This is a genomic window from Nonomuraea sp. NPDC026600, from assembly GCF_040638335.1.
Classification (GTDB): Bacteria; Actinomycetota; Actinomycetes; order Streptosporangiales; family Streptosporangiaceae; genus Nonomuraea.
The window spans coordinates 75,984-102,471 of the sequence record NZ_JBEZYD010000010.1; the positions used below are offsets into that span (position 1 = coordinate 75,984).

Consider the following 26,488-nt stretch of genomic DNA (forward strand, 5'->3'; position numbering starts at 1 on the left):
TCTATCGCCGGCTGCGGCGATCTTCCTTGACGTGGCTGCGGAAGGTGCGCGTCGGGGCGAACTCTCCCAGCTTGTGGCCGATCATCGACTCGGTGACGAACACCGGGACGTGCTTGCGGCCGTCGTGCACGGCGATCGTGTGCCCGAGCATGTCCGGCACGATCATGGAGCGCCGCGACCACGTCTTGATAACGGTCTTGGTGCCCTTCTCGTTCTGAACGTCCACCTTCTTGGCGAGGTGGTCGTCCACGAAGGGACCCTTCTTAAGGCTACGTGGCATATCGGCTGCTCCTACCGCTTCTTCCTCTTGCTCCGGCGGCGGATGATCAGCCGGTCGCTGGACTTGTTGGCCTGGCGGGTGCGGCCCTCGGGCTTGCCCTTCGGGTTCACCGGGTGGCGACCGCCGGAGGTCTTACCCTCACCACCACCATGCGGGTGGTCAACGGGGTTCATGGCGACACCGCGGACGGTCGGGCGCTTGCCCTTCCACCTCATACGGCCGGCCTTGCCCCAGTTGATGTTGGCCTGCTCGGCGTTGCCGACCTGACCCACCGAAGCCCGGCAGCGCACGTCGACCATGCGCATTTCGCCGGACGGCATACGCAGCGTGGCGTACTGGCCTTCCTTGGCGAGCAGCTGGATCTGAGCGCCCGCGGAGCGGCCGAGCTTGGCGCCGCCGCCCGGACGGAGCTCCACCGCGTGGATGAAGGTACCCGTCGGGATGTTGCGCAGCGGCAGGCAGTTGCCCGGCTTGATGTCGGCCCCGGCGCCGTTCTCGATGCGGTCGCCCTGCTTGAGGCCGGTCGGCGCGATGATGTAGCGCTTCTCGCCGTCGGCGTAGTGCAGCAGAGCGATGTTGGCGGTGCGGTTGGGGTCGTACTCGATGTGAGCGACCTTCGCCGGGATGCCGTCCTTGTCATGCCTCCGGAAGTCGATGATCCGGTAGGCGCGCTTGTGACCGCCGCCTTGGTGGCGAGCGGTGACCCGGCCGTGTACGTTGCGGCCGCCCTTGCTGTGAAGGGGCGCAAGCAACGACTTCTCGGGCGTGCTGCGGGTGATCTCGGAGAAGTCCGAGACACTCGAGCCGCGGCGACCCGGAGTCGTCGGCTTGTACTTACGGATGCCCATCTTTTTCGTTCATCCTTCGTCGGTTACATGGGTGAGCCCGCCGCACGAACGTGCGACGGTCTCTACCCTTGGCAAGCCCTACGGCCCGCCTACTTCTATGGCTGCTAGCCGATCTGACCGAAGATGTCGATCCGATCGCCCTCGACCAGGCTCACAATCGCGCGCTTGGTGTCGGGACGCTTGCCGAAACCGGTGCGGGTGCGCTTGCGCTTGCCCTGCCGGTTGATCGTGTTCACGCTGGTGACCTTGACCCCGAAGATCTGCTCAACAGCGATCTTGACCTGGGTCTTGTTCGCGGTATTGCGCACCAGGAACGTGTACTTGTTGTTCTCATCGATCAGGCCGTAGCTCTTCTCAGAGACGACCGGCTTGATGATGATGTCGCGCGGGTCGGCGATCTTCTCCATCAGGCGTCTGCCCCTTCACTCGCATTGGCCGACCCTGCCGACAGCCGCGCCACGACCTGGTCGTACGCCTCCTGGGTGAAGACCACGTCGTCGTGCACGAGCACGTCGTAGGTGTTGAGCTGCCCGGAGTCCAGCAGGTGGACCTCAGGAGCGTTGCGCAGGCTCAGCCAGGTCAACTCGTCGGCCTCGTCAACGACGAGGAGAACGGTCCTGGACTGGGTGATCTTACGCAGGGCCTCGAGAGCCGCCTTGGTCTTCGGCGTCTCGCCGGTGACCAGACCGCTCACGACGTGCACGCGACCGCCGCTGGCCCTGTCGGACAGGGCACCGCGCAGGGCGGCGACCTTCATCTTCTTGGGCGTCCGCTGCGAGTAGTCGCGCGGCACCGGGCCGTGGACGACGCCACCACCGGTGAACTGCGGCGCGCGGGTCGAGCCCTGACGGGCGCGACCGGTGCCCTTCTGGCGGTACGGCTTCTTGCCGCCGCCCCTGACCTCACCACGGGTCTTGGCCTTGTGGGTGCCCTGCCGGCGAGCGGCGAGCTGGGCCACGACCACCTGGTGGATCAGCGGAATGTTGACCTTGGCGCCGAAGATGTCTTCGGGCAGGTCGACGGTGCCGGCCTTGGAACCGCTGGCGTCGAGGACGTCAATGGTGCTCACTTGGCAGCCCCCTTCTTGGCAGCGGTACGGACGAGGACCAGGCTGCCGTTGGCGCCGGGGATCGCACCCTTGATCAGGATGAGACCGTTCTCGACGTCGACGGCGTGAACCTTGAGGCTCTGCACGGTGGTGCGGACGTTACCCATCCGACCAGCCATGCGAAGACCCTTGAATACGCGGCCCGGGGTGGCGCAGCCACCGATGGAACCCGGCGAGCGGTGCTTGCGCTGCGTACCGTGCGACGCGCTCAGGCCCTTGAAGCCGTGTCGCTTCATGACACCGGCGAAGCCCTTGCCCTTGCTCTTGCCCGTCACATCGACGAACTGGCCGGCCTCGAAGGTGTCGGCCAGGAGTTCCTGGCCCAGGGTGTAGTCGCTGGCGTCGTCGGTGCGGATCTCCGCGAAGTAACGGCGCGGGGTGATGTCGTGCTTACGCAGGTAGTCGCCGAGCGGCTTGTTGACCTTCCGTGGGTCGACCTGCCCGAAGCCGAGCTGGACGGCGGAATAGCCATCCTTGTCGGCGGTACGGACCCTGGTAACCACGCACGGACCGGCCTCGACCACGGTCACCGGAACCATCCGGTTGTCCGTGTCGAAGACCTGGGTCATGCCGAGCTTCTTGCCCAGGACGCCCTTGATCGTCTTAGCCATGTCAGTGCGTTCCCTCAGAGCTTGATCGAAATGTCGACGCCCGCGGGGAGGTCGAGCCGCATGAGCGAGTCGACGGTCTTGGGCGTCGGGTCGATGATGTCAATCAGCCGCTTGTGCGTGCGCATCTCAAAGTGCTCGCGGCTGTCCTTGTACTTGTGCGGCGAACGGATGACGCAGTACACGTTCTTCTCGGTCGGCAGCGGCACCGGGCCCGCGACCTTCGCGCCAGTCCGCGTCACCGTCTCGACGATCTTCTTGGCCGAGCTATCGATGACCTCGTGGTCATAGGCCTTAAGCCGGATGCGGATCTTTTGTCCCGCCATAGTGGCCTCGGTGTCCTTCGCTGTCGTCTGAAAAAGTATCGTGCGGCCTGTTGCCGCTATTTGTGCGGGACGAGCCCGCACAGCCCCACGTGACAGACGTTGATGATCTGCCGTTTTCTTCCGTGATCCGGCAGTTACTTCGGTCACTCCGAAGCCACTGCGAGATCACGGCTTTCCCGTGGAGCCTGAGGGCGGAAGCCGTAGGGACTTCTGCCCTCTCGTGGTGCGGCGGTCGGCCTCGATATCCGAGGGACGACCGCCGCCCCGCGATCGCGCTACTTGATGATCTTGACGACCCGGCCGGCGCCGACGGTGCGGCCACCCTCACGGATCGCGAACTTCAGACCGTCCTCCATGGCGATGGGCTGGATCAGCTCAACGCGCATCTCGGTGTTGTCGCCCGGCATGACCATCTCGGTGCCCTCGGGGAGGTGCACGACACCGGTCACGTCAGTCGTACGGAAGTAGAACTGCGGGCGGTAGTTGTTGAAGAACGGCGTGTGGCGGCCGCCCTCGTCCTTCGACAGGATGTAGACCTGGCCGTTGAACTCGGTGTGCGGGGTGGTCGTGCCCGGCTTGATGATGCACTGGCCGCGCTCGACATCGTCGCGCTTGATGCCGCGGAGCAGCAGCGCGGCGTTGTCACCCGCGACACCCTCGTCGAGGATCTTGTTGAACATCTCGATGCTGGTGACGGTGGTGGTCGTCTTCTCCGGCTTGATGCCGATGATGTCGACCTGCTCGTTGGTCTTGACGATACCGCGCTCGATACGGCCGGTGACGACCGTGCCACGACCGGTGATCGAGAAGACGTCCTCGACCGGCATGAGGAACGGCTTGTCCGTCTCACGGGGCGGCTCGGGCACGTTCTCGTCGACCGCGTCCATCAGTTCGATGATGCTGTCGGCCCACTTCGCGTCGCCCTCAAGAGCCTTGAGCGCGGAGACGCGAACGACCGGAAGGTCGTCGCCGGGGAACTCCTGAGCCGAGAGCAGCTCACGGACCTCGAGCTCGACGAGCTCCAGGATCTCCTCGTCGTCGACCATGTCGGCCTTGTTGAGGGCCACGACGATGTAGGGAACGCCGACCTGGCGGGCCAGGAGGACGTGCTCCTTCGTCTGCGGCATCGGGCCGTCAGTGGCGGCGACCACGAGGATCGCACCGTCCATCTGCGCGGCACCGGTGATCATGTTCTTCACGTAGTCGGCGTGACCGGGGCAGTCCACGTGGGCGTAGTGGCGCTTCTCGGTCTGGTACTCGACGTGCGCGATGGAGATCGTGATCCCGCGGGCCTTCTCCTCGGGCGCCTTGTCGATCTTGTCGAACGGCGTCGCCTTGTTCAGCTCGGGGAAACGGTCGTGAAGCACCTTGGTGATCGCCGCGGTGAGCGTGGTCTTACCGTGGTCGATGTGACCAATGGTGCCGATGTTCATGTGCGGCTTGTTCCGCTCGAACTTGGCCTTGCCCACTGGTTCTCTCCTTGAGAATCTGTCTGACTTTCGTCTGCACACTCGGGCCCGGGTGATCCCGAACCCCTAGGCGGTGAGGCGGCTCGCACCGCCCCACCAGAGGCCGAAGCCCCTTGACGGCCGGGCGAGGCCCGGCCGGGGGTCCCGGGACTATTCGCCCCGGACCTTCGCGACGATCTCCTTGGCGATGCCCGGGGGCACCTCCGAGTAGGAGTCGAACTGCATGCTGTAGCTCGCGCGCCCCTGCGTCTTGCTACGCAGGTCGCCCACGTAGCCAAACATCTCAGAAAGCGGTACGAGCGCCGAGACGATACGGGCGCCGCCCCGCTCGTCCATCGCCTGGATCTGCCCGCGGCGACCGTTGAGGTCACCGATGACGTCACCCATGTAGTCCTCGGGCGTGGTGACCTCGACGGCCATCATCGGTTCGAGGAGCACGGCGTCGGCCTTGCGAGCGGCCTCCTTGAAGGCCATCGAGCCGGCGATCTTGAAGGCCATTTCCGAGGAGTCGACATCGTGCGCGGCACCGTCGATCAGCGTCACCTTCACGCCCACCATCGGATAGCCGGCCAGCACGCCGAACTCGGCGGCCTCCTGAGCACCCGAATCGACCGAGGGGATGTACTCCCTCGGGATCCGGCCACCCGTGACCTTGTTCTCGAACTCGTAGCCGTCGTTGCCTTCGCCCAGCGGTTCGAGCTTGATGATGACCCGCGCGAACTGGCCGGACCCACCCGTCTGCTTCTTGTGGGTGTAGTCGACCTTGTCCACCGTGCGGCGGATGGTCTCGCGGTAGGCCACCTGAGGACGACCGACGTTGGCCTCGACCTTGAACTCGCGACGCATACGGTCGACGAGGATCTCCAGGTGAAGCTCGCCCATGCCCCAGATGACCGTCTGGCCGGTCTCCTCGTCACGACGGACCTGGAAGGACGGGTCCTCCTCGGCCAGCCGCTGGATCGCGGTCGACAGCTTCTCCTGGTCGCCCTTGGTCTTGGGCTCGATCGCGACGTTGATGACCGGAGCCGGGAACGTCATGGACTCGAGCACGACCTGGTTGGCCGGGTCGGACAGGGTGTCGCCGGTGGTGGTGTCCTTCAGACCCATCACGGCGACGATCTGCCCAGCGATCGCCGACGGGCGCTCTTCGCGCTTGTTGGCGTGCATCTGGTAGATCTTGCCGATCCGCTCCTTCTTACCCTTCACAGAGTTGACGACCTGTGAACCGGTCTCGAGCGTGCCCGAGTAGATGCGGATGTAGGTGATCTTGCCCAGGTGCGGGTCGCTGGCGATCTTGAATGCCAGTGCGGAGAACGGCTCGCTCGGGTCCGCGTGACGCTCGACGACCTTCTCCTCGTTGCCGACCGCGTGGCCCGCGATGGCGGGGATGTCGATCGGTGCGGGGAGGTAGGCCACGACCGCGTCGAGCAGGGGCTGTACGCCCTTGTTCTTGAACGCGGTGCCGGTGAGGACCGGGTTGACGGCGCCGGACAGCGTGGCGCGGCGGATCCCCGCGACCAGCTGCTCCTCGGTGGGCTCGATGGCCTCGAGGAAGAGCTCCATCAACTCGTCGTCGTTCTCGGAGACCGTCTCGACGAGCTTGTCACGCCACTCGCGAGCGGCCTCGGCGTGGTCGGCCGGGATGTCGACGACGTCGTACATCTCGCCCTTGGCCGCGTCCTCGCTCCAGAGCAGGCCCTTCATCTTCACCAGGTCGATGACGCCCTTGAAACCGGCCTCGACGCCCCAGGGGAGCTGAACGACCGCCGGGGTGGCGGCCAAGCGGGTGACCATCATGTCGACGCAGCGGTGGAACTCCGCGCCGACGCGGTCCATCTTGTTCACGAAGCAGATGCGCGGGACGTTGTAGCGGTCAGCCTGACGCCACACCATCTCCGACTGCGGCTCGACGCCGGCCACACCGTCGAAGACGGTTACGGCGCCGTCGAGGACGCGCAGGTTGCGCTCGACTTCGATGGTGAAGTCGACGTGACCCGGGGTGTCGATGAGATTGATCGTGTGACCGTCCCACTCGCAGGTCGTCGCAGCGGACGTGATCGTGATGCCACGCTCCTGCTCCTGCTCCATCCAGTCCATGGTGGCTGCGCCATCGTGGACTTCACCGATCTTGTAGTTGATGCCGGTGTAGAACAGGATGCGCTCAGTCGTGGTGGTCTTACCCGCGTCGATATGGGCGATGATCCCGATGTTACGGACCTTTGCCAGGTCTAGAGCGGTCGTTGCGGCCACTTCTCTCGCGTCCTCGTCGTCTCGTCGAAACCCGCCGGGTTACCAGCGGTAGTGGGCGAAGGCCTTGTTGGACTCGGCCATCTTGTGGGTGTCCTCGCGCTTCTTGACACTCGCTCCGAGGCCATTGCTGGCGTCGAGGAGCTCGTTCATGAGGCGCTCGGTCATGGTCTTCTCGCGGCGGGCGCGGGAGTACTGCACCAGCCAGCGCAGGGCCAGGGTCGTGCTGCGCGCGGCGCGCACCTCGACCGGCACCTGGTAGGTCGCGCCACCGACACGACGGCTGCGAACCTCGAGGGTCGGCTTGACGTTGTCAAGCGCGCGCTTCAGGGTGACGACCGGGTCGTTGCCCGTCTTGTCCCTGCAGCCCTCAAGGGCGCCGTACACGATCGACTGCGCGATGGAACGCTTGCCGTCCAGGAGCACCTTGTTGATCAGAGCGGTGACCAGCGGCGAGCTGTAGACCGGGTCAGACATGAGCTGACGGCGGCCGGGAGAACCCTTGCGAGGCATAGTTAGCTCTTCTCCCTCTTGGCGCCGTACTTGCTGCGAGCCTGCTTGCGGTTGCGGACACCCTGGGTGTCCAGCGAGCCGCGAATGATCTTGTAGCGGACACCCGGCAGGTCCTTCACACGACCGCCGCGCACGAGCACGATGGAGTGCTCCTGCAGGTTGTGGCCCACACCCGGGATGTAAGCCGTGACCTCGATGCCGTTGGTGAGCCGAACACGGGCCACCTTGCGCAGTGCCGAGTTGGGCTTCTTAGGAGTCGTGGTGTAGACGCGCTGGCACACACCTCGACGCTGCGGATTCGCCCTTAGGGCAGGAGTCTTGGTCTTGGCGACCTTGTCCTGCCGGCCCTTGCGGACCAACTGCTGAATAGTGGGCACTGCCACTCCGTTTCGTGCTGGCCGGTGATACGTCTTGTGCATTTCGCAGGTTCTGCCGGTGTCATGACCTGCTGGTTTTCCCCGTCTCGGCGCCCCCGCGCTCGGGCGTGTCGCGCACTTCGCACAGACACATCCGCAGGGACAACAAGCCAGGAAGCCGCCTGGCGCTCCCGTATATGAGCGCACAGCCGAGAGCCCGCTAACGACGGGCACGAAGCTCTAGAGTACCCAGGCCCGCGCGACACGTCAAAGCAGCGCGACAAAGCGGACACGCTTTTGCCACTACTGCTGGTCGCTGGGCCCTCTTCGATACATGCCCGGCTACTGCTCCGCGCTCATGATATCCGGCCCGCAGAGTATTTGGTCGCGGTTCACCAGGATATCGCGCGGTCGCCACGCACGGCCATGCGCGCGCTGGATGGACGCACCGGGCATCGGGACCTGTGGGGTGGCCTTCGGGTACCCTCCGACCACCCAGGCGGCCCAGAGCGCGCACGTAGCGGCGCCCAGCCCCGTAAACCGGAGGAGCGTGCCCCTGGAGGGAGCCCAGCCCCGTATGGCGGGTGGGGCCCACCGGGCCGGCCGTAACGACAAGAGGCACCGCCGCCCCCGTGAGGACAAAACAAAGCACCGCGCCCGGATCACCAAGATCCGGACGCGGTGCTTCGAAGAGCTGACTAGCGGTTGTACTGACCGAAGTCGTACTCCTCCAGCGGAACGGCCTCGCCGCTGCCGGTGCCGAAGGTGTAGTCGGCCGCGGAACCGTCGTATCCACCAACGGTGTACATGGCCGCCTTGGCCTCTTCGGTGGGCTCGACCCGGATGTTGCGGTACTGGGGCATGCCCGTACCGGCCGGGATGAGCTTACCGATGATGACGTTCTCCTTCAGGCCCAGGAGCGAGTCGGACTTGGCGTGGATCGCCGCGTCCGTCAGGACCCTGGTGGTCTCCTGGAAGGAGGCCGCCGACAGCCACGACTCGGTGGCGAGCGACGCCTTCGTGATGCCCATGAGCACCGGACGACCGGCGGCCGGGGAGCCACCTTCCGCCACCGTCTGACGGTTCATCTGCTCGAAGCGCGGGCGCTCGACGAGCTCGCCGGGCAGCAGGTCGGTCTCGCCGGACTCCAGCACGTTCACGCGCTTGAGCATCTGCCGCACGATGATCTCGATGTGCTTGTCGTGGATCGACACACCCTGCGAGCGGTACACCTGCTGGACCTCGGCCACCAGGTGCAGCTGCACGGCCCGCGGGCCGAGGATGCGCAGCACCTCGTTGGGGTTGACCGCACCGGCGACCAGCTGCTGGCCGACCGTCACGCGCTGGCCGTCGGAGACCTGCAGGCGCGAACGCATCGAGACCGGGTACGCGATCTCCTCCGAGCCGTCGTCCGGCGTGATGACGATCTTGCGGGACTTGTCGGTCTCGTCGATGCGGACCCTGCCCTCGGTCTCGGAGATCGGGGCGACACCCTTGGGGATGCGCGCCTCGAAGAGCTCCTGGACACGGGGCAGACCGTGGGTGATGTCGGCGCCCGCCACACCACCGGTGTGGAAGGTACGCATCGTCAGCTGCGTGCCCGGCTCGCCGATCGACTGGGCGGCGATGATGCCGACCGCCTCGCCGACGTCGACGAGCTTGCCGGTCGCCAGCGAGCGGCCGTAGCAGGTCGCGCAGACGCCGATCTTGGCCTCGCAGACGAGCGCGCTCCGCGTGCGGACGGTCTCGATGCCGGCCTCGACCAGCGCGGTGACGTGGATGTCGTTGATGTCGGCACCCGCCGCCACGATGACCTTGCCGTCGACCTCGACGTCCTCGGCCAGGATGCGGCCGTGCACGTTGGACTCGGCGTTCTCCGCCTTGACCAGGTTGCCCGACGAGTCCCGATCGGCGACGTGCAGCGGGACCCCGCGGTCGGTGCCGCAGTCGATCTCACGCACGATGACGTCCTGCGCCACGTCCACCAGACGACGGGTCAGGTAACCCGAGTCGGCGGTACGCAGGGCGGTGTCGGCCAGACCCTTCCGCTGTCCGTGGGTGGAGATGAAGTACTCCAGCACCGACAGGCCCTCGCGGAACGAGGCCTTGATCGGACGCGGGATCGTCTCACCCTTGGTGTTGGACACCAGGCCACGGATGCCGGCGATCTGACGCACCTGCATCTTGTTGCCTCGGGCACCGGAGTTGACCATCATCCAGACCGGGTTGGTCGCCGGGAAGGCGTTGACCATGTCGGTCTCGACGTCGGCCGTGGCGTGCGTCCAGATCTCGATGAGCTCCTGACGGCGCTCCTCGTCGGTGATCAGACCGCGCTCGTACTCACGCTGGACCTTGTCGGCCCGGCGCTCGTAGTTCTCCATGATGGTGGCCTTGTTGGGCGGCGCGACGACGTCGTCGATCGAGATCGTGACACCGGAGCGGGTCGCCCAGCGGAAGCCGGCGTCCTTCAGCGCGTCGAGCGAGTTGGCCACGTCGACCTTGGGATAGGTCTCGGCCAGCTCGTTGACGATGACGGACAGCTGCTTCTTGCCGACCTGGAAGTTGACGAACGGGTAGCTCGCCGGCAGCGTCTGGTTGAACAGGCACCGGCCGAACGTCGTCTCCAGACGGATCGGGTCACCCTGCTCCCAGCCCTCCGGCGCGACCCACTCGCGGGGCGGCAGGACGTCCTTGAGCCGGATCTGGATCTTCGCCTGGATGTCCAGCTCGCGACGGTCGAAGGCCATCTGAGCCTCGGCGATCGAGCCGAAGACCCGGCTCTCGCCCGCCGCGCCGTCCTTCTGGGTGGTCAGCCAGTAGAGGCCGATGACCATGTCCTGGGTGGGCATCGTCACGGGCTTGCCGTCGGCCGGCTTGAGGATGTTGTTGGTCGAGAGCATCAGGATGCGTGCCTCGGCCTGGGCCTCAGCCGACAGCGGCAGGTGCACGGCCATCTGGTCGCCGTCGAAGTCCGCGTTGAACGCGGTGCAGACGAGCGGGTGAATCTGGATGGCCTTGCCCTCGACCAGCTGCGGCTCGAACGCCTGGATGCCCAGACGGTGGAGCGTCGGAGCGCGGTTGAGCAGCACGGGGTGCTCGGTGATGACCTCTTCGAGCACGTCCCACACGACCGGACGAGCCCGCTCGACCATCCGCTTGGCCGACTTGATGTTCTGGGCGTGGTTGAGATCGACCAGCCTCTTCATCACGAACGGCTTGAACAGCTCCAGCGCCATCTGCTTGGGCAGGCCGCACTGGTGCAGCTTGAGCTGCGGGCCGACGACGATGACCGAACGGCCGGAGTAGTCGACTCGCTTGCCCAGCAGGTTCTGGCGGAACCGGCCCTGCTTGCCCTTCAGCATGTCGCTGAGGGACTTGAGCGGACGGTTGCCGGGACCGGTGACCGGGCGACCACGACGACCGTTGTCGAACAGCGCGTCGACGGCCTCCTGGAGCATCCGCTTCTCGTTGTTCACGATGATCTCGGGCGCGCCGAGGTCGAGCAGACGCTTGAGGCGGTTGTTCCGGTTGATGACCCGGCGGTACAGGTCGTTCAGGTCGGAGGTCGCGAACCGGCCACCGTCGAGCTGCACCATCGGGCGCAGGTCCGGCGGGATGACCGGGATGCAGTCGAGCACCATGCCACGCGGCGAGTTGGTGGTGTTGAGGAACGCCGACACGACCTTGAGCCGCTTGAGCGCGCGGGCCTTCTTCTGGCCCTTGCCGCTGCGGATCGTCTCGCGCAGGTTCTCGGACTCGACGTCGAGGTCGAAGCTGATCAGGCGGTCCTGGATCGCCTGAGCACCCATGCCGCCCTTGAAGTAGCGGCCGAAGCGGTCGCGCATCTCGCGGTAGAGCAGCTCGTCGCCCTCAAGGTCCTGGACCTTGAGGTTCTTGAAGCGGCTCCACACCTCGTCGAGCCGGTCCAGCTCGCGCTGGGCCCGGTCGCGAAGCTGACGCATCTCGCGCTCGGCGCCCTCACGGACCTTGCGGCGCTGGTCGCCCTTGGCGCCCGCGGCCTCAAGCTCGCCCAGGTCGCCTTCGAGCTTCTTCTGCCTGGCCTCGACGTCGGCGTCACGGCGCTGCTCGATGTGCTGCCGCTCGACGGAGATCTTCGCCTCCAGCGACGGCAGGTCACGCTCACGCATCTCGGTGTCGACCTGCGTGATCATGTAGGCCGCGAAGTAGATGACCTTCTCCAGGTCCTTCGGGGCCAGGTCGAGCAGGTAACCGAGGCGCGACGGGACGCCCTTGAAGTACCAGATGTGCGTGACGGGCGCGGCCAGCTCGATGTGGCCCATCCGCTCACGACGCACCTTGGCGCGAGTCACCTCGACGCCACAGCGCTCACAGATGATGCCCTTGAACCGGACGCGCTTGTACTTGCCGCAGTAGCACTCCCAGTCGCGGGTCGGGCCGAAGATCTTCTCGCAGAAGAGCCCGTCCTTTTCCGGCTTGAGGGTGCGGTAGTTGATGGTCTCCGGCTTCTTGACCTCGCCGTGCGACCACTGACGAATGTCGTCGGCCGTCGCGAGGCCGATCCTGAGCTCGTCGAAGAAGTTGACGTCTAGCATTTTCTGCGATCTCCCCCTCAGACTTCTTCCACGCTGCTCGGCTCACGCCGGGACAGATCGATACCGAGCTCCTCCGCCGCGCGGAAGACGTCCTCGTCGGTGTCACGCATCTCGATGGACATGCCGTCGCTGGAGAGAACCTCGACGTTGAGGCACAGCGACTGCATTTCCTTGATGAGGACCTTGAAGGACTCCGGGATGCCCGGCTCGGGGATGTTCTCACCCTTGACGATCGCCTCGTAGACCTTCACGCGGCCCAGGACGTCGTCGGACTTGATCGTCAGCAGCTCCTGGAGGGCGTAGGCGGCGCCGTACGCCTCCAGAGCCCACACCTCCATCTCACCGAAGCGCTGGCCACCGAACTGGGCCTTACCGCCGAGCGGCTGCTGGGTGATCATGGAGTACGGGCCGGTCGACCGGGCGTGGATCTTGTCGTCGACCAGGTGGAGCAGCTTCAGGATGTAGATGTAGCCGACCGCGATCGGGTACGGGAACGGCTCGCCGGAGCGGCCGTCGAACAGCTTGGCCTTACCGCTCTGCTGCACCATTCGGTCGCCGTCGCGGTTGGCGATGGTGTTGTCGAGCAGACCGACGATCTCCTCCTCGTGGGCGCCGTCGAAGACCGGCGTGGCCATGTTGGTGCGCGGGGCGACCTTCTCGAAGCCCTTGTCACGCAGCCGCTCGGCCCAGGCCTCCTGGACGCCGGAGATGTCCCAGCCTCGGGCGGCGATCCACCCCAGGTGAGTCTCCAGCACCTGGCCGACGTTCATTCGGCCGGGCACGCCCAGGGGGTTGAGGATGATGTCGACCGGGGTGCCGTCCTCCAGGAACGGCATGTCCTCGACCGGCAGGATCTTGGAGATGACGCCCTTGTTGCCGTGCCGGCCGGCCAGCTTGTCGCCGTCGGTGATCTTACGCTTCTGGGCCACGTAGACGCGGACCAGCTCGTTGACACCCGGCGGCAGCTCGTCGCCCTCATCACGGGAGAACACGCGAACGCCGATGACCTTGCCCTGCTCGCCGTGCGGCACCTTCAGCGAGGTGTCACGGACTTCGCGGGCCTTCTCGCCGAAGATCGCGCGCAGCAGCCGCTCCTCCGGAGTCAGCTCGGTCTCGCCCTTCGGGGTGACCTTGCCGACCAGGATGTCGCCGGGTACGACCTCGGCGCCGATGCGGATGATGCCACGCTCGTCGAGGTCGGCCAGGACCTCCTCGGAGACGTTGGGGATGTCCCGGGTGATCTCCTCCGGGCCCAGCTTGGTGTCACGGGCGTCGACCTCGTGCTCCTCGATGTGAATCGAGGACAGGACATCGTCCTGGACCAGTCGCTGGGACAGGATGATCGCGTCTTCGTAGTTGTGGCCCTCCCATGGCATGAACGCCACGAGCAGGTTCTTGCCCAGCGCCATCTCACCGCTGTCGGTGCAGGGACCGTCGGCGATGACCTGGTTGACCTCGACCCGGTCGCCCTCGGCGACGATGGGCTTCTGGTTGAAGGAGGTGCCCTGGTTGGACCGCTTGAACTTGGCGACACGGTAGGTGGTGCGGGTGCCGTCGTCGTTCATCACGGTGACGTAGTCGGCGGAGACCTCCTCGACCACACCGGCCTTCTCGGCGCTGATGACGTCACCGGCGTCGGTCGCGGCACGGTATTCCATGCCGGTGCCGACCAGCGGCGCCTCGCTCTTGAGCAGCGGCACCGACTGGCGCTGCATGTTGGAGCCCATGAGCGCGCGGTTGGCGTCGTCGTGCTCGAGGAAGGGGATCATCGCGGTGGCGACCGACACCATCTGACGCGGCGACACGTCGATGTAGTCGACCTCGTCGGCCCGCATGAGTTCGGTCTCGCCGCCCTTGGTACGGACCAGGACCCGCGGGTCGGCGAACGTGCCGTCGCTGTTGAGGATCGAGTTGGCCTGCGCCTTGACGAAGCGGTCTTCCTCGTCGGCGGTGAGGTAGTCGATCTGTTCGGTCACCTTGCCGTCGACGACCTTGCGGTAAGGCGTCTCGACGAAGCCGAAGGCGTTGATCCGGCCGTAGGAGGCCAGCGAACCGATCAGGCCGATGTTCGGGCCTTCCGGGGTCTCGATCGGGCACATCCGGCCGTAGTGGGACGGGTGCACGTCACGGACCTCGAAGCCGGCCCGCTCACGGGACAGACCACCGGGACCCAGCGCGGACAGACGCCTCTTGTGCGTCAGGCCGGCCAGCGGGTTGGTCTGGTCCATGAACTGCGACAGCTGCGAGGTGCCGAAGAACTCCTTGATCGACGCCACGACCGGGCGGATGTTGATCAGGGTCTGCGGCGTGATCGCCTCGACGTCCTGCGTGGTCATCCGCTCGCGCACGACGCGCTCCATGCGGGCCAGACCCAGGCGGACCTGGTTCTGGATGAGCTCGCCGACGCTGCGCAGGCGGCGGTTGCCGAAGTGGTCGATGTCGTCGACCTCGACGATCACGGTGTCGACCGGCGCCTCCTGGGCGGCCGGCATCGAGTCCTCGCCGGCGTGCAGCCGGACGATGTACTCGATCGTGGCGACGACGTCCTCTTCGGTCAGCGTCCCCTGCTGGATCTCACTACCGACCCCGAGCTTCTTGTTGATCTTGTAACGACCCACCTTGGCGAGGTCGTAACGCTTGGGGTTGAAGTACAGGTTCTCCAGCAGGGTCTGCGCCGACTCCTTGGTCGGCGGCTCGCCCGGACGCAGCTTGCGGTAGATGTCGAGCAGCGCGTCGTCCTGGCCGGCCGTGTGGTCCTTCTCCAGGGTGGCGCGCATCGACTCGTACTGGCCGAAACGCTCGAGGATCGCCTCGTTGGTCCATCCCAGTGCCTTGAGAAGCACGGTGACGGCCTGCTTGCGCTTGCGGTCGATGCGGACACCGACGCTGTCGCGCTTGTCGATCTCGAACTCGAGCCAGGCACCCCGAGACGGGATGACCTTGCAGCCGTAGAGGTCCTTGTCCGACGTCTTGTCGACATTACGTTCGAAGTAGACGCCCGGCGACCGGACGAGCTGCGAGACCACGACACGTTCGGTGCCGTTGATAATGAAGGTGCCCTTCGGCGTCATGAGCGGGAAATCACCCATGAACACCGTCTGGCTCTTGATCTCGCCGGTGGTGTTATTGATGAACTCCGCCGTGACGAACATCGGGGCGGAGAAGGTCATGTCCTTGTCTTTGCACTCGTCTACTGAGTACTTGGGCGGCTCGAACCGGTGGTCGCGGAACGACAAGGACATGGTCCCCGAGAAGTCCTCGATGGGACTGATCTCTTCGAAGATCTCTTCGAGGCCCGACTGGGTCGGGACGTCCTTGCGCCCGGCCTGACGAGCCGCCTCTACCCGGGCCTTCCATTTCTCGTTCCCGAGCAGCCAGTCGAACGACTCGGTCTGCAGGGCGAGAAGGTCAGGAACTTCGAGGGGCTCCTGGATACGCGAAAAAGAGACGCGACGGGGACCAGCGGGTACGGCGGAGGCGTTGCGCGAGGCTGCCAACAGATGTCCTTCCGAGGGCTCGCGGCGGACTGACTACACGCACGCCAGACAACCTCGCAACGTGAGCAAGCGGAGCGGGTCGTCAAAGGGCAGCGCAAAGGGGCAGTGTAGCCGAACGGCACACGCCTGTCCACTTCACTCTCGCTGCATGCTCCACGTTGGTCGCAGCATCGCCCGTTCGAGCGGAAACGTCAAGCCCGTAAGCGCGACTTTCCGCCGACCTAGGGGCCGGACGCTGGGTTTTCTCCCCTGCGTGATCGGGCGCCTACCGTCAGGCCCAAGACGATACCCGCGAACGGGGACGGTTAACGCTCCGTCACACCGAGGGTCGAACCCATGCCGACAACCGGTGCTGCTATGACTCAGGTACCCGTTACTTGGGCTTCACTAAACCTTATTTTTGGTAACAATTGAACATTGGGACGCGCCCGGTGACTCAAGCCGTACCGATCAAGGTCGACAACTCGGCCACCAGCCAGCGCGAATCTTGCCGGATCATGACGAGCCTGGCCCGGTTCTGGCTGACCTGTTGCTGTGATTCGGCCTTGCCGGGGATCTCCTTGACCGTACCCGTGTTCACGAAGAGCAGAACCTCAACTCGATCACCTTCTGCCCGCTCCACGCCCGCGTCGACGACGGCCGCCGTCTGCACCGTCTTCTCGGCCTTGGCCTTGGCGACCAGGGTGGCCGACAGTTCCTTGTAGTGCTTGGCCAGCTCGCCGGTCGTGTGCTCGGTCGCCCGGGCCAGGTCCCGCTCGACCGTCCGGTAGTCGTACGACAGCAGGTCCGGCGCCACCTTACGGGCCGCGGCCATGGCCTCTCTCCCGGCCTCCTCGTCCACGCGCAAGGCGTGCGCGTCGTACCAGAACACTCCTGACACCGCGCCGAGCCCGAGCACCAGGACCAGCAGCGCGATCACGACCGCCCTCACACCACCTGCACCGCCCTCGACACCAACCAGACTCCCTTCTCCTTGGCCACGTCCATCGACCACCGGTAGAACCGCTCCCGCTTGAGGGTCTTGGAACCGTCCCAGCGGATCTCCACGTCGGCCACGACCAGCACCCGCGCGGTCGCCTCCGTCATCGACACGAGCCCTGTGGCGCGGAGCACGCCGTGCTGCACGACCTTGTTCTTCAGCGTGGTGGACTTGAGCTTGCCCGCGTTGGCCGTGTACTCCTCCTTGGCCACGCCGGTGGAGGTGGCGAGGATGCGCCCCACGTCGGCGTCGACGGTCTTGTAGTCGAGCGAGATCAGGTTGATCGCGTGCGCGCCCGCCGCGTCGAGCGCGGCCTGTCGATCGTCCGCCCTGGCCTGCTCGGCCAGATCCTGCCCGCGAAGGAACACCACGGCGGCGCCGAGCAGCACCACCAGCAGGACGAGTACGCCGGTCAGGACGCGGAATGGCCGGGCGGCGGGTTCGTCCACGTCTGCTCACCTCCCGGCTTGGTTGCGCGGATGATAACCCGCCGATCCGTCCCGCAGCCCGGGAAACGACAGAGGCGACATAGGACCCTCTCAGGGCGGGGCGCGTTGCTCTGGCCGATCTCGACGAGGCAAGCACCTGACAAACACCGTCAGACGGCCCCCTGAGGCCCGTTGCGCGGACAACGCGGCATTCCGGCCTTTCCATCACCGAGGTCGTGGAAAGCGCCTTCTCGGCCCGTCTGGCGCCAGGGGATATCCCTCGCCCCCGCCGCGAGCCCTGCGGGGGTCACGAACCGGTCCAGACCGCCTGCGACAGCCGCCCCGATACCTGCCGGGGCGTCATCGGGAAATGTCGCGATCTCTACCTGACGCCGTTGAGGTGGGCGTTGATCAGGCGTGGATACTCTTCCAGCCAGTTGCGCCCGCGATCGTCCACGAAGGAGCCTTGGGGCGGGATGACCCCGTTGGCCGCCAACCAGGTGCCGGGCGGCCGCTGCGTACGGCGGAGCCCGTTGCCGCTCGGCATCAGCTGCGGCGGGATCGGCGGCAGCGAGCCGGGGTCGTGGCCCAGCTGGGCCTCGGCCTCCAGCTCGGAGACGTCCTTCTCCTCCGACATGCCGATCGGGCCGTGCTTCCTGGCGTTGAGGAACTGCCGGACCACCGGTTCGTCGCTCGACAGCAGCATCTCGCGCGGCCCGAACATGATCAGCTCTCGCCTGAACAGCAGCCCGATGTCGTCGGGCACCGTACGGGCGGTGTTGATGTCATGCGTGACGATCAGGAACGTCGCCTCGATCTCGGCGTTCAGATCGACGATGAGCTGGTTGAGATAGGCGGTCCGTACCGGGTCGAGACCCGAGTCGGGCTCGTCGAACAGGATGATCTCGGGGTCGAGCACCAGTGCCCTGGCCAGCCCGGCCCGCTTGCGCATGCCGCCGGAGATCTCGCCGGGCAGCTTGGTCTCGGCGCCGAGCAGGCCGACGAGCTCCATCTTCTCCAGTACGATCTGGCGGATCTGCGACTCGCTCTTCTTGGTGTGCTCGCGCAGCGGGAAGGCGATGTTGTCGTACAGGCTGAGCGACCCGAACAGGGCGCCGTCCTGGAACAGCACGCCGAACAGGCGGCGCAGTTCGTAGAGCTTGTTCTCGTTGCAGTTGGCGAGGTCGTAGCCGTCGATCCAGATGTGCCCGCGGTCCGGCCTGAGCAGCCCGACCAGGGTCTTCAGGAAGACCGACTTGCCGGTGCCGGACGGGCCGAGCAGCACCGAGATCTCGCCCGCGGGCAGAGTGAGTGAGACGTCCTCCCAGATGACCTGCCGGCCGAACGACTTGGTCAGCCCGTCGACCACGACTTCGACGCCCACGGGTCACCTTCCATGCACAAGGAGTAACGTGCCGCACACATTAACCACACATTTGCCATCACGGTAGCGGCGTGCGAGCGAATTGGAACCAGTTCCAATAACTTGTTACTGGCCGGTTATGAGACATCGAGTCCAGCAACGGCGCCTGGAGCCTCTATTCGGCCTGAGGGCCGGCGATCGCTTTCAGGGCCGGGCGGAGGACCCGTGCGATGTCCGCTTGAGGCACTCCGCGTAGCTCGTCGAGTTCGAGCAGTTGATGGCCCACGGTCACGCCCAGCATGATCGTCGTCATCAGCGCCGCCCGCATCCGCGCGTCGTCGCCGGGGATCGACTCGCCGATCTGGTGAATCTGGCGACTCAGTACGGCCCGCGCCGACGCGGCCGCCTCCGGGTGGGTGAGCATCGACCGCATCATGGCCAGGGACCCCTGCGGCAGCTCCCCCATCTTCATGCCGAGACTGCCGAGGAGCTGTTCGACCAGCTCGTCGGTGTCGCCCGGGGCCACGGGCGCCGGAGCCACGCGTACGGCCTCGCTGAACAGGTCCTGCTTGCTGCCGAAGTACTGCATGACGAGCGCGGGGTCGACCTCGGCCGCCTTGGCGACCGCTCGGATCGTGGTCCGTTCGAATCCCAGGTCGGCGAAGAGCTTCCTGGCCGCCTCCAGGATCCGTTGCTCGGTCCTGCGACGGCGTTCCGCCCGTTCGGTCACGCCACCCACTCCGTCATGCCGTTCACTCTACAGGCGTTGACCGTTCGTCCCATTTCGCTCTACGCTCGTTGAGTCAACGTCCGTTGAGCGAAATGGGGTTCCCATGTCCGTTACTGGTGTCGTCGCCGCCTATCACACGGCGATGCTGCACAAATCGGCCGACGAGCTGGCCGATCTCTATGCCGAGGACGGTCTGCACGAGTTCCCGTTCGGCGGGCTGCCGCCGTTCAAGGGCCGGGAGGGGGTCCGGGCGGGGTACACGATGATGTGGGGCGCCATGGAGGCTCTGGTGAAGGAGATCCGCGACGTGGCCATCCGCCGGACCACGGACCCGGAGGTGGTCGTGGCGGAGCACGAGACGGTGGTCACGGTGGCCGGCCAAGAGCTGGCGGTGCCGGGTCTGCTGATCCTGCGGGTCAGGGACGGACTGATCGTCCATACGCGCGACTACATGGACACCAGCGCCATAGCCCGCGTCCGCGCCGCCTAGCGCGGTGTCCGGCTGACATTCACCGGCCTGACAAAGGCAGCCGCCCGCGCGTACCTGGGCCACGCGGACGGGGCGCATCGGCCAGGCCGCGCGGACAGCACGAGCCGGCTGCGGTCGGTTACTTGGTTGCGGTGAGGTCGTAGATCGTGGTGTTGCCGACGGTGCTGGCCGTGAACGTCTCCTGCACCCACGCCGCGATCTCGGTCGCGTCGCTGCTACCGCCTGTGCCACCTGTGCCGGCCCCGCCGCGCATGCCACCACCCATACCACCACCGATGAAGTAGTGGATCTTCCCGTCGGCCACGTACTGCTTGAACTGGGCCAGTGTCGGCGCGGGGTCGGTCCCGTTGAAGCCGCCCACCGCCATCACCGGCTGACCCGCGGCCAGCTGGTATCCGGCGGCGTTGTTCGAGCCGACGGCCGCGGCGACCCAGTTGTAGGCGGAGGCGTTGCTCTTCAGGAGTGCGGTCAGCTCGGCGCTGGGGGTGGCGGACTGGAGCAGACCGCCCATCCCGCCTCCCCGGCCGCCGCGAGCGAACCCGTCGGCGCCCGTACCGTCAGACCGCGCATTGCCGCCGGTGCCACCCGGCTGACCGGCCCCACCGGTAACGCCCTGCTGACCGCCTCTACCGGCAACGCCCGGCTGGCCACCCCCGCCGAACCCACCCGGTCCCATAGCCGAGGGCCCGCCGCCACCACGGAACCCTCCAGGTCCGCCGAAACCTCCCGTCGAGGGACCCGCCGTGGGGATCGCGCCGGTGTGCGCGGATACGGCGGTGTCCAGCGCGTACGCGGCCGGCCCTGCCAGGCACACCACGACCGCCACGGCGGCGACAATCCCCGACAACCGCCGCGACCACCAACCACGTCCCGCAATCGCCACCCCTCCGGGCCCACCAGACCGCACCGCGCCAGGCCCCTCGGATGACGCCCCTACAGAACCCCGAGACAGCACCTCGGCAGGCCTCTCGGACGGCACCCCCACGGGACCCCGAGACAGCACCTCGGCAGGCCCGTCCGATGACACCCCCGAGGCTGCCGCGGACGGCGCGCCCGAGGATTCCGCGGGTCCCGCGGACAACACCCATGCGGTTCCCGCAGACGGCACCCTTTCAGGTCCCACTGCCGGCACCGCCGCGGTTCCCGCCGACGGCACGCTCACCAATCCCTCAGACGAAGCGCCCGCCAATCCCGCAGGCGGCATGCCTGCCGACCCCTCAGAGGCCGGACCCCTCTCGACCTCCTGATAGCGCCCGACGACCAGGAGACCCACTGCCGCCGCCAACCCGGCGACGAGCACGATCGGCCCCAGCCAGGAATTCCACTCCGAACTACGCGACAGCAGGACGTACGCCCACCCAGCCGTCACAGCCGCCGCCAGCGCCAGCACCCGGTTCTCCCGCCGCTCCCAGAGCAGCGCCGCCCCCGAACCCACCAGCACCGCGATCGCCGGAGCCAGCGCCACCGTGTAGTACGCGTGGAAGATGCCCTGCATCAGGCTGAAGATCAGCCCGGTCACCACCAGCCAGCTCCCCCACACACCGACCTGAGCCCGTACGGAATCAGTCCGCGGCGCCGACCGTGTCAGCCAGATCGTGGCCACGAGGAGCACCAGCGCCGCCGGCAGCAGCCAGGAGATCTGTCCGCCCGCCTCGGTGTCGAACATCCGCAACCAGCCGGCCTCCTGGTTGAGGTTGCCGAGCCCTCCGTAGTCGCCGCCGTTCAGCCGCCCGATCCCGTTGTAGCCGAGCGCGAGCTCCAGCACGCTGTTGGTCTGGGAGCCGCCGATGTACGGCCGGTCGGCGGCGGGCACCAGCGCCACAGCCACCAGCCACCACCCGGCCGACACCAGCATGGCCGCACCCGCGAGCACGAGCTGCCAGAGCCGCCGCCCTATCGTGGTCGGAGCCGTGATCAGGTAGACGAGCGCGAACCCCGGCAGTACCACGAAGGCCTGCAGCATCTTGGCCAGGAAGGCGAACCCGATGCACGCCCCCGCCAGCACCAGCCACCGCGTCCCCGCCTTCTCCTGAGCCCGTACGACGCAGTAACCCGCGACGGTCAGCAGCAGCACCAGCAGCGCGTCCGGATTGTTGAAGCGGAACATCAGCACCGCCACCGGCGTAAGCGCCATGACCGCCCCGCCGAGCAACGCGGCCCACGCGGGGAATCGGCGCCGTACGGCGGCATAGACCACGCCCACGGTCGCCACGCCCATGAGCGCCTGGGGCACGAGGATGCTCCAGGAGTTCAGCCCGAAGATCCTGGCGCTGAGCTCCATCGGCCACAGCGAGGCCGGTGTCTTGTCCACGGTGATGGCATTGGCCGCGTCGGACGACCCGAAGAAGAACGCCTTCCAACTCTGGCTGCCCGCTTGTACGGCAGCCGAGTAGAACGAGTTCGCCCATCCGGAGGCGTTGAGCCCCCATACGTAGAGCACCGCGGTGGCGGCGAGCAGCCCGGCCAACGCCCATCGATCTCTGATACGCGCATCCTTGAACACACTCGAACGCTAAACACGGCCTCTCGCCATGCGATGAGACGACCATGAGAATCTCGTGAGCTCTGTACGCCGGGCGCCGGCCAGGCAGAAAACACAAAAGAGGCGGCGCACCCGGCACCTGGGTGCAGCCGCCCCTTCTGGGGTGAAACGCCACAGCGGGCGATTCGGTAATGCTCTTCGAGTGATATGCCTCGAAAGTGTTACTTGACGGTGACGGAAGCGCCGGCGCCCTCGAGGGCAGCCTTGGCCTTCTCCGCCTGCTCCTTGTTGACCTTGCCGTCGAAGACGTTCTTGGGAGCGCCGTCGACCAGGTCCTTGGCCTCCTTGAGGCCCAGGGACGTCAGGGCGCGGATCTCCTTGATGACCTGGATCTTCTTCTCGCCGGCACCCTCGAGGATGACGTCGAACTCGTCCTGCTCCTCGACGACGGCGGCCTCGCCACCAGCGGCGGCGGGGGCGGCAACCGCGACGGGGGCGGCGGCCTTGACGTCGAACACTTCCTCGAACTGCTTCACGAACTCGGAAAGCTCGAGGAGGGTCATCTCCTTGAACGCGCCGAGCAGCTCGTCGGTGCTGAGCTTCGCCATGATGGTTTCCTCCGTATGGATCTTGCGATAACTAGGAACGGGACCGCGGGATTTGCGGCAATCCCCGTATTACTCGCCCGCCTCTTCGCGCTTGGCGCGAAGGGCGTCGGCCAGCTGGGCCATGTTGGTGGGCAGCGCGGCGAACATCGCGGCGGCAGTACTCTGCTTCGCCTTGATGGCACCGGCCAGCTTCGCGAGGAGAACCTCGCGGGACTCGAGGTCGGCGAGCCTGGTGATCTCTGTAGCGTCCAGCCTCTTGCCGTCAAGGACGCCGCCCTTGATCACCAGAAGGGGATTGGCCTTGGCGAAGTCACGCAGACCCTTGGCTGCCTCGACAACGTCACCGTTGACGAAGGCGATCGCGGTCGGACCGGCGAGCAGGTCGTCAAGACCCGCGAAACCGGCCTCATTGGCCGCAATCTTGGTCAGGGTGTTCTTCGCCACGGCGAACTTCGCATTCTCACCAAGAGAAACGCGCAGCTGCTTGAGCTGTGCGACGGTGAGACCGCGGTACTCGGTCAGAACGGCCGCAGCGCTGCCTTCGAACTCGCTCCTGAGCTCGGCAACTGCTGTCGCCTTATCCGCCCTCGCCATGGGCCTCCTTCCAGATGTGCCACCGGTGAAGGCCCAGAAATGAGAATGGCCCCGGGCGCAGGGCGCACACGGGGCTCACACACGGACGAGACCGTGTAGGAAACTCGTATAACACCTGCGCGGGCCGTCCACAGACTGTGGATCCTTCGGTCATCAGGTCTTGAGAACCTGACGACAACCGGCGGTCTTCGGCAACGACCAGAGTACGTCCTGGTCGCCGAGTTTCCAAATCGCTCTCAGCCGACGACGCTTTCGGCGCCGCGCTCAGGCGGCGCCGCTCAGCGATCGTCCTTAGTTGGAGACGTTCTTCGGCAGCTCACCGATCTGGTCGGCGGGCGGCGTCTGGATGTTGACGGCCTCGTTGAACCCCTTGAAAAGCAGGGTGGCGTCCATCGTGGCGCCTTCCTTGGCACCCTTCAGCGCGACCTTGCGCGGCAGGCCATCGCTGCCGACCCAGATGTCGAACTTGATGTCCTTGAGCTCGGCCAGGTTGGAGCGGGCGGCTTCCTGCTTGTCCGCGGGCAGCTGCTGCACCGCCGCGTCCACCGGGAACGTCCCGCTGTAGTGGGTGGTGTCCACGCCGCCGACGGTTTCGTTGCCGGCCGCCTTGACGTCCTGGGAGGCCGTCACCATCTTGGTGACCGCCGCCAGGTCGAACTGCTGGATCTGGTCGAGGTACGTCTTGATCTCGCCGGGGCCGCCGACATCGGTCAGCGGCACCTTGATCCACGGCTTCGTCGCGCCGACGAGCTGCTTGAGCGCCTCGACCTTGACGTAGACGGCGTCGCCCTGGAGCACGGCTCGCGCTCCGCCGGGCAGACCCTTACCGCCCATGTCGATGGTGTCGAGTGTGAGGTCGACGGCCAGCTGCGGCTTGCTCTGGTAGAGCATCCGTCCCTGTACCTTGCCGTTCCCCTCCTGGGGGTGTGTGACGTCGACGACGGCGTCGACGGTGTAGCTGGTGACCTCCGCAGTCTTCTGCGCGGCCTGCGTGAGTACCTCGGACGCGGCCAGATTGACCTGGATGGGCTGCGCGTTCGTTCCACAACCGGCAACCGCTACCGCGACCAGAGCGGCACCGGCCGCGGCGGTAGCGAGAGAAATTCTGCGCTTCAGCATGTTTTGACCCTACGTGTCGGTGACCCGATCTGCCGTCTTCCCCTGACTTTTCAGGGAAAACCCAGGGTCTTCCCCGACCCGCTTTCTCTCCCGGGTAAACATGCTCTCTGCCTCGGCGTCTGTCTTGTGCGGTGCTCTGATCTTTCTTTCCTGTACGGCATCACCTGCGGTGCTCGTCCCCCGGATTCCCCTGCCGACCGCACGAGACCGCGCTCATCAGACGCACACCATCAGGGAGGCCCCGCAAGGCACACGCCGCAACGAAGGCAGCACGCGACGGCGAAAGCCCGCCCACGGGGAACGCTGCGGCGGAGGCCGTCCGCGAGGCCCCTGTGGGGGCGCGCGACGGCACCCGCTGGCCGCAGTCCGCGAGACCCCTGTGGGGGCACGACGGCACCCGCGGGCCGCACGACGCCCACACACAGCGCACGCCACAGCGGAGGGTGCGACGGACAGCGGGCGTGTTCGTGACCGTCGGTCGTGCGAAGCGAGCCCGAGAACGCAACAAGCCCCCGCCGAAGTCGGCGGGGGCCAGGTGGTGCGATGAGCGCCGGAAGCAAGGCTTCTGGCGGTGGTGTTCGCTACGCGTCCAGATCGGCGGTCAGGCCGCGCGTGAGGTTGGGGTCGACCGGGACGCCGGGGCCCATGGTCGTGGAGAAGGTGACCTTCTTCAGGTAACGACCCTTGGCGGCCGACGGCTTGAGACGGAGCACCTCGTCAAGGGCAGCGGCGTAGTTCTCGATGAGCTGGCGCTCGTCGAACGACGTCTTGCCGATGATGAAGTGCAGGTTCGCCTGCCGGTCCGTACGGAACTCGATCTTGCCGCCCTTGATCTCGGTCACAGCCTTGGCCACGTCGGGCGTCACGGTGCCGGTCTTGGGGTTGGGCATGAGGCCACGCGGGCCGAGGACACGGCCCAGGCGGCCGACCTTGCCCATGAGGTCAGGGGTGGCCACAACGGCGTCGAACTCGCCGAGCCGGTTGCCCTTGGCGATCTCGTCGATGAGCTCGTCGGCGCCGATGATGTCGGCGCCCGCCTCGCGGGCCGCCTCGGCACGGTCACCGGTGGCGAAGACCAGGACCCGGGCGGTCTTGCCGGTGCCGTGCGGGAGGTTGACCGTGCCGCGCACGATCTGGTCGGCCTTGCGAGGGTCGACGCCCAGTCGCAGCGCCACTTCGACGGTGGCGTCGAACTTCGTGGTGGACGTCTCCTTGGCCAGCTTCGCGGCCTCGACAGGGGCGTAGAGCTTGTCGTGGTCGACCTTGGCCGACGCGTCCTTGTGCGCCTTGCTGCGCTTCATGTCTGTCTCCTTGTGGTGTGCGGGCCGGTGTGCGGCCCTCCCACTGATCGGGTGCGGGTAGGAGCCGGAAACCGGCTCTCCCACGGATCGCGGTGTGGGCCAAGGTGCTGGCCCTTCCGCGGATCGGGAAGGTCTTAGTCGGCGACGGTGATGCCCATCGACCGGGCGGTGCCGGCGATGATCTTCTCGGCCGCGGCGATGTCGTTGGCGTTGAGGTCCGGCATCTTGGTCTCGGCGATGCTGCGGAGCTGCTCGCGGCTGAGCTTGCCGACCTTCTCCTTGTGCGGGACCGCGCTGCCCTTGTCGAGGCCGAGAGCCTTCTTGATCAGCTCGGGCGCCGGGGGCGTCTTCGTGATGAAGACGAAGCTGCGGTCTTCGAAGATCGTGATCTCAACGGGGATGATGTTGCCCCGCTGGGACTCCGTGGCAGCGTTGTACTGCTTGACGAACTCCATGATGTTGACGCCGTGCGGGCCGAGGGCGGTACCGACCGGCGGCGCGGGCGTGGCCTGGCCAGCGGGCAGCTGCACCTTTACCAGCGCCGCGATTTTCTTCTTTGGAGGCATGA

General features: G+C 66.4%; 23 protein-coding genes. 1 reads left to right on the forward strand and 22 read right to left on the reverse strand.

The window, feature by feature from the left end:
• Position 1: 1 nt before the first annotated feature.
• The 16 genes from rpsS to AB0F17_RS23970 form a co-directional block, all read right to left on the reverse strand.
• A complete protein-coding gene (rpsS, locus tag AB0F17_RS23895; protein ID WP_358026393.1) occupies positions 2-280 on the reverse strand; it encodes a 30S ribosomal protein S19 in 279 nt (92 codons plus the stop codon).
• Positions 281-291: 11 nt separating this feature from the next.
• A complete protein-coding gene (gene rplB, locus AB0F17_RS23900; protein ID WP_214633175.1) occupies positions 292-1,128 on the reverse strand; it encodes a 50S ribosomal protein L2 in 837 nt (278 codons plus the stop codon).
• Positions 1,129-1,232: 104 nt separating this feature from the next.
• Complete coding sequence (gene rplW / locus AB0F17_RS23905; protein ID WP_358026397.1) at positions 1,233-1,535, reverse strand: 50S ribosomal protein L23; 303 nt, start codon at positions 1,533-1,535, stop codon at positions 1,233-1,235.
• Positions 1,535-2,197, reverse strand: a complete 663-nt coding sequence (gene rplD / locus AB0F17_RS23910) for a 50S ribosomal protein L4 (protein ID WP_358026400.1) — start codon at positions 2,195-2,197, stop codon at positions 1,535-1,537. Before rplD ends, rplW begins: the two co-directional genes overlap by 1 nt.
• Positions 2,194-2,847, reverse strand: a complete 654-nt coding sequence (gene rplC / locus AB0F17_RS23915) for a 50S ribosomal protein L3 (protein ID WP_214633172.1) — start codon at positions 2,845-2,847, stop codon at positions 2,194-2,196. The genes rplD and rplC overlap by 4 nt, the downstream gene beginning before the upstream one ends.
• Positions 2,848-2,861: 14 nt before the next feature.
• Positions 2,862-3,170, reverse strand: a complete 309-nt coding sequence (gene rpsJ, locus AB0F17_RS23920; RefSeq protein WP_012887830.1) for a 30S ribosomal protein S10 — start codon at positions 3,168-3,170, stop codon at positions 2,862-2,864.
• A 275-nt stretch (positions 3,171-3,445) separates the two neighbouring features.
• Positions 3,446-4,639 (reverse strand): elongation factor Tu, encoded by a 1,194-nt coding sequence (gene tuf, locus AB0F17_RS23925; protein ID WP_358026403.1) that lies wholly within the window; start codon positions 4,637-4,639, stop codon positions 3,446-3,448.
• A 150-nt stretch (positions 4,640-4,789) separates the two neighbouring features.
• Positions 4,790-6,889 carry an elongation factor G gene (gene fusA, locus AB0F17_RS23930; protein ID WP_358026406.1) on the reverse strand — a complete coding sequence of 700 codons (2,100 nt, stop codon included), beginning with the start codon at positions 6,887-6,889 and terminating at the stop codon, positions 4,790-4,792.
• A gap of 39 nt (positions 6,890-6,928) precedes the next feature.
• Entirely contained in the window at positions 6,929-7,399 is a 471-nt protein-coding gene (gene rpsG / locus AB0F17_RS23935) for a 30S ribosomal protein S7 (RefSeq protein WP_138670613.1), read from the reverse strand.
• A 2-nt stretch (positions 7,400-7,401) separates the two neighbouring features.
• On the reverse strand, positions 7,402-7,776 hold the full coding sequence (gene rpsL / locus AB0F17_RS23940; RefSeq protein WP_214633169.1) for a 30S ribosomal protein S12: 375 nt from the start codon (positions 7,774-7,776) through the stop codon (positions 7,402-7,404).
• Positions 7,777-8,453: 677 nt separating this feature from the next.
• The gene (locus AB0F17_RS23945) at positions 8,454-12,329 is read right to left on the reverse strand and encodes a DNA-directed RNA polymerase subunit beta' (RefSeq protein WP_358026409.1); all 3,876 of its coding nucleotides are present in this window, start codon (positions 12,327-12,329) and stop codon (positions 8,454-8,456) included.
• A gap of 17 nt (positions 12,330-12,346) precedes the next feature.
• Positions 12,347-15,826: a DNA-directed RNA polymerase subunit beta gene (rpoB, locus tag AB0F17_RS23950; RefSeq protein WP_358026412.1), complete on the reverse strand. Its 3,480-nt coding sequence runs from the start codon at positions 15,824-15,826 to the stop codon at positions 12,347-12,349.
• A 436-nt stretch (positions 15,827-16,262) separates the two neighbouring features.
• Positions 16,263-16,757 carry a hypothetical protein gene (locus AB0F17_RS23955; protein ID WP_358026414.1) on the reverse strand — a complete coding sequence of 165 codons (495 nt, stop codon included), beginning with the start codon at positions 16,755-16,757 and terminating at the stop codon, positions 16,263-16,265.
• A complete protein-coding gene (locus tag AB0F17_RS23960; RefSeq protein WP_358026416.1) occupies positions 16,754-17,254 on the reverse strand; it encodes a hypothetical protein in 501 nt (166 codons plus the stop codon). The genes AB0F17_RS23955 and AB0F17_RS23960 overlap by 4 nt, the downstream gene beginning before the upstream one ends.
• 361 nt (positions 17,255-17,615) lie before the next feature.
• Complete coding sequence (locus AB0F17_RS23965) at positions 17,616-18,617, reverse strand: ABC transporter ATP-binding protein (RefSeq protein WP_214643298.1); 1,002 nt, start codon at positions 18,615-18,617, stop codon at positions 17,616-17,618.
• A 154-nt stretch (positions 18,618-18,771) separates the two neighbouring features.
• Entirely contained in the window at positions 18,772-19,326 is a 555-nt protein-coding gene (locus tag AB0F17_RS23970; RefSeq protein ID WP_358026419.1) for a TetR family transcriptional regulator, read from the reverse strand.
• 103 nt (positions 19,327-19,429) lie between these two features.
• Here AB0F17_RS23970 and AB0F17_RS23975 point away from each other — a divergent pair, with 103 nt between their 5' ends.
• The gene (locus tag AB0F17_RS23975) at positions 19,430-19,816 is read left to right on the forward strand and encodes a nuclear transport factor 2 family protein (protein WP_358026421.1); all 387 of its coding nucleotides are present in this window, start codon (positions 19,430-19,432) and stop codon (positions 19,814-19,816) included.
• Between the two features lie 118 nt (positions 19,817-19,934).
• Here the strand turns inward: AB0F17_RS23975 and AB0F17_RS23980 are convergent, their stop codons facing one another.
• From AB0F17_RS23980 to rplK, 6 genes are all read right to left on the reverse strand, one after another.
• On the reverse strand, positions 19,935-22,319 hold the full coding sequence (locus AB0F17_RS23980; RefSeq protein ID WP_358026425.1) for a glycosyltransferase family 39 protein: 2,385 nt from the start codon (positions 22,317-22,319) through the stop codon (positions 19,935-19,937).
• A 200-nt stretch (positions 22,320-22,519) separates the two neighbouring features.
• Positions 22,520-22,906, reverse strand: coding sequence for a 50S ribosomal protein L7/L12 (gene rplL, locus AB0F17_RS23985; protein WP_358026427.1), 387 nt, complete (start codon positions 22,904-22,906; stop codon positions 22,520-22,522).
• Positions 22,907-22,975: 69 nt separating this feature from the next.
• Positions 22,976-23,500: a 50S ribosomal protein L10 gene (gene rplJ / locus AB0F17_RS23990; protein ID WP_358026429.1), complete on the reverse strand. Its 525-nt coding sequence runs from the start codon at positions 23,498-23,500 to the stop codon at positions 22,976-22,978.
• 291 nt (positions 23,501-23,791) lie between these two features.
• Positions 23,792-24,619 (reverse strand): LppX_LprAFG lipoprotein, encoded by an 828-nt coding sequence (locus AB0F17_RS23995; protein ID WP_358026432.1) that lies wholly within the window; start codon positions 24,617-24,619, stop codon positions 23,792-23,794.
• A 581-nt stretch (positions 24,620-25,200) separates the two neighbouring features.
• Positions 25,201-25,920, reverse strand: coding sequence for a 50S ribosomal protein L1 (gene rplA, locus AB0F17_RS24000; RefSeq protein ID WP_358026435.1), 720 nt, complete (start codon positions 25,918-25,920; stop codon positions 25,201-25,203).
• A 134-nt stretch (positions 25,921-26,054) separates the two neighbouring features.
• Complete coding sequence (gene rplK / locus AB0F17_RS24005) at positions 26,055-26,486, reverse strand: 50S ribosomal protein L11 (RefSeq protein ID WP_358026437.1); 432 nt, start codon at positions 26,484-26,486, stop codon at positions 26,055-26,057.
• Positions 26,487-26,488: the final 2 nt, after the last annotated feature.

Coding starts and splice junctions, on each gene's coding strand:
- rpsS (WP_358026393.1), bottom strand. CDS start 280: ATGCCACGTAGCCTTAAGAAGGGTCCCTTCGTGGACGACCACCTCGCC.
- rplB (WP_214633175.1), bottom strand. CDS start 1,128: ATGGGCATCCGTAAGTACAAGCCGACGACTCCGGGTCGCCGCGGCTCG.
- rplW (WP_358026397.1), bottom strand. CDS start 1,535: ATGGAGAAGATCGCCGACCCGCGCGACATCATCATCAAGCCGGTCGTC.
- rplC (WP_214633172.1), bottom strand. CDS start 2,847: ATGGCTAAGACGATCAAGGGCGTCCTGGGCAAGAAGCTCGGCATGACC.
- rpsJ (WP_012887830.1), bottom strand. CDS start 3,170: ATGGCGGGACAAAAGATCCGCATCCGGCTTAAGGCCTATGACCACGAG.
- rpsG (WP_138670613.1), bottom strand. CDS start 7,399: ATGCCTCGCAAGGGTTCTCCCGGCCGCCGTCAGCTCATGTCTGACCCG.
- AB0F17_RS23945 (WP_358026409.1), bottom strand. CDS start 12,329: ATGCTAGACGTCAACTTCTTCGACGAGCTCAGGATCGGCCTCGCGACG.
- AB0F17_RS23975 (WP_358026421.1), top strand. CDS start 19,430: ATGTCCGTTACTGGTGTCGTCGCCGCCTATCACACGGCGATGCTGCAC.
- rplL (WP_358026427.1), bottom strand. CDS start 22,906: ATGGCGAAGCTCAGCACCGACGAGCTGCTCGGCGCGTTCAAGGAGATG.
- rplJ (WP_358026429.1), bottom strand. CDS start 23,500: ATGGCGAGGGCGGATAAGGCGACAGCAGTTGCCGAGCTCAGGAGCGAG.
- AB0F17_RS23995 (WP_358026432.1), bottom strand. CDS start 24,619: ATGCTGAAGCGCAGAATTTCTCTCGCTACCGCCGCGGCCGGTGCCGCT.
- rplA (WP_358026435.1), bottom strand. CDS start 25,920: ATGAAGCGCAGCAAGGCGCACAAGGACGCGTCGGCCAAGGTCGACCAC.
- rplK (WP_358026437.1), bottom strand. CDS start 26,486: ATGCCTCCAAAGAAGAAAATCGCGGCGCTGGTAAAGGTGCAGCTGCCC.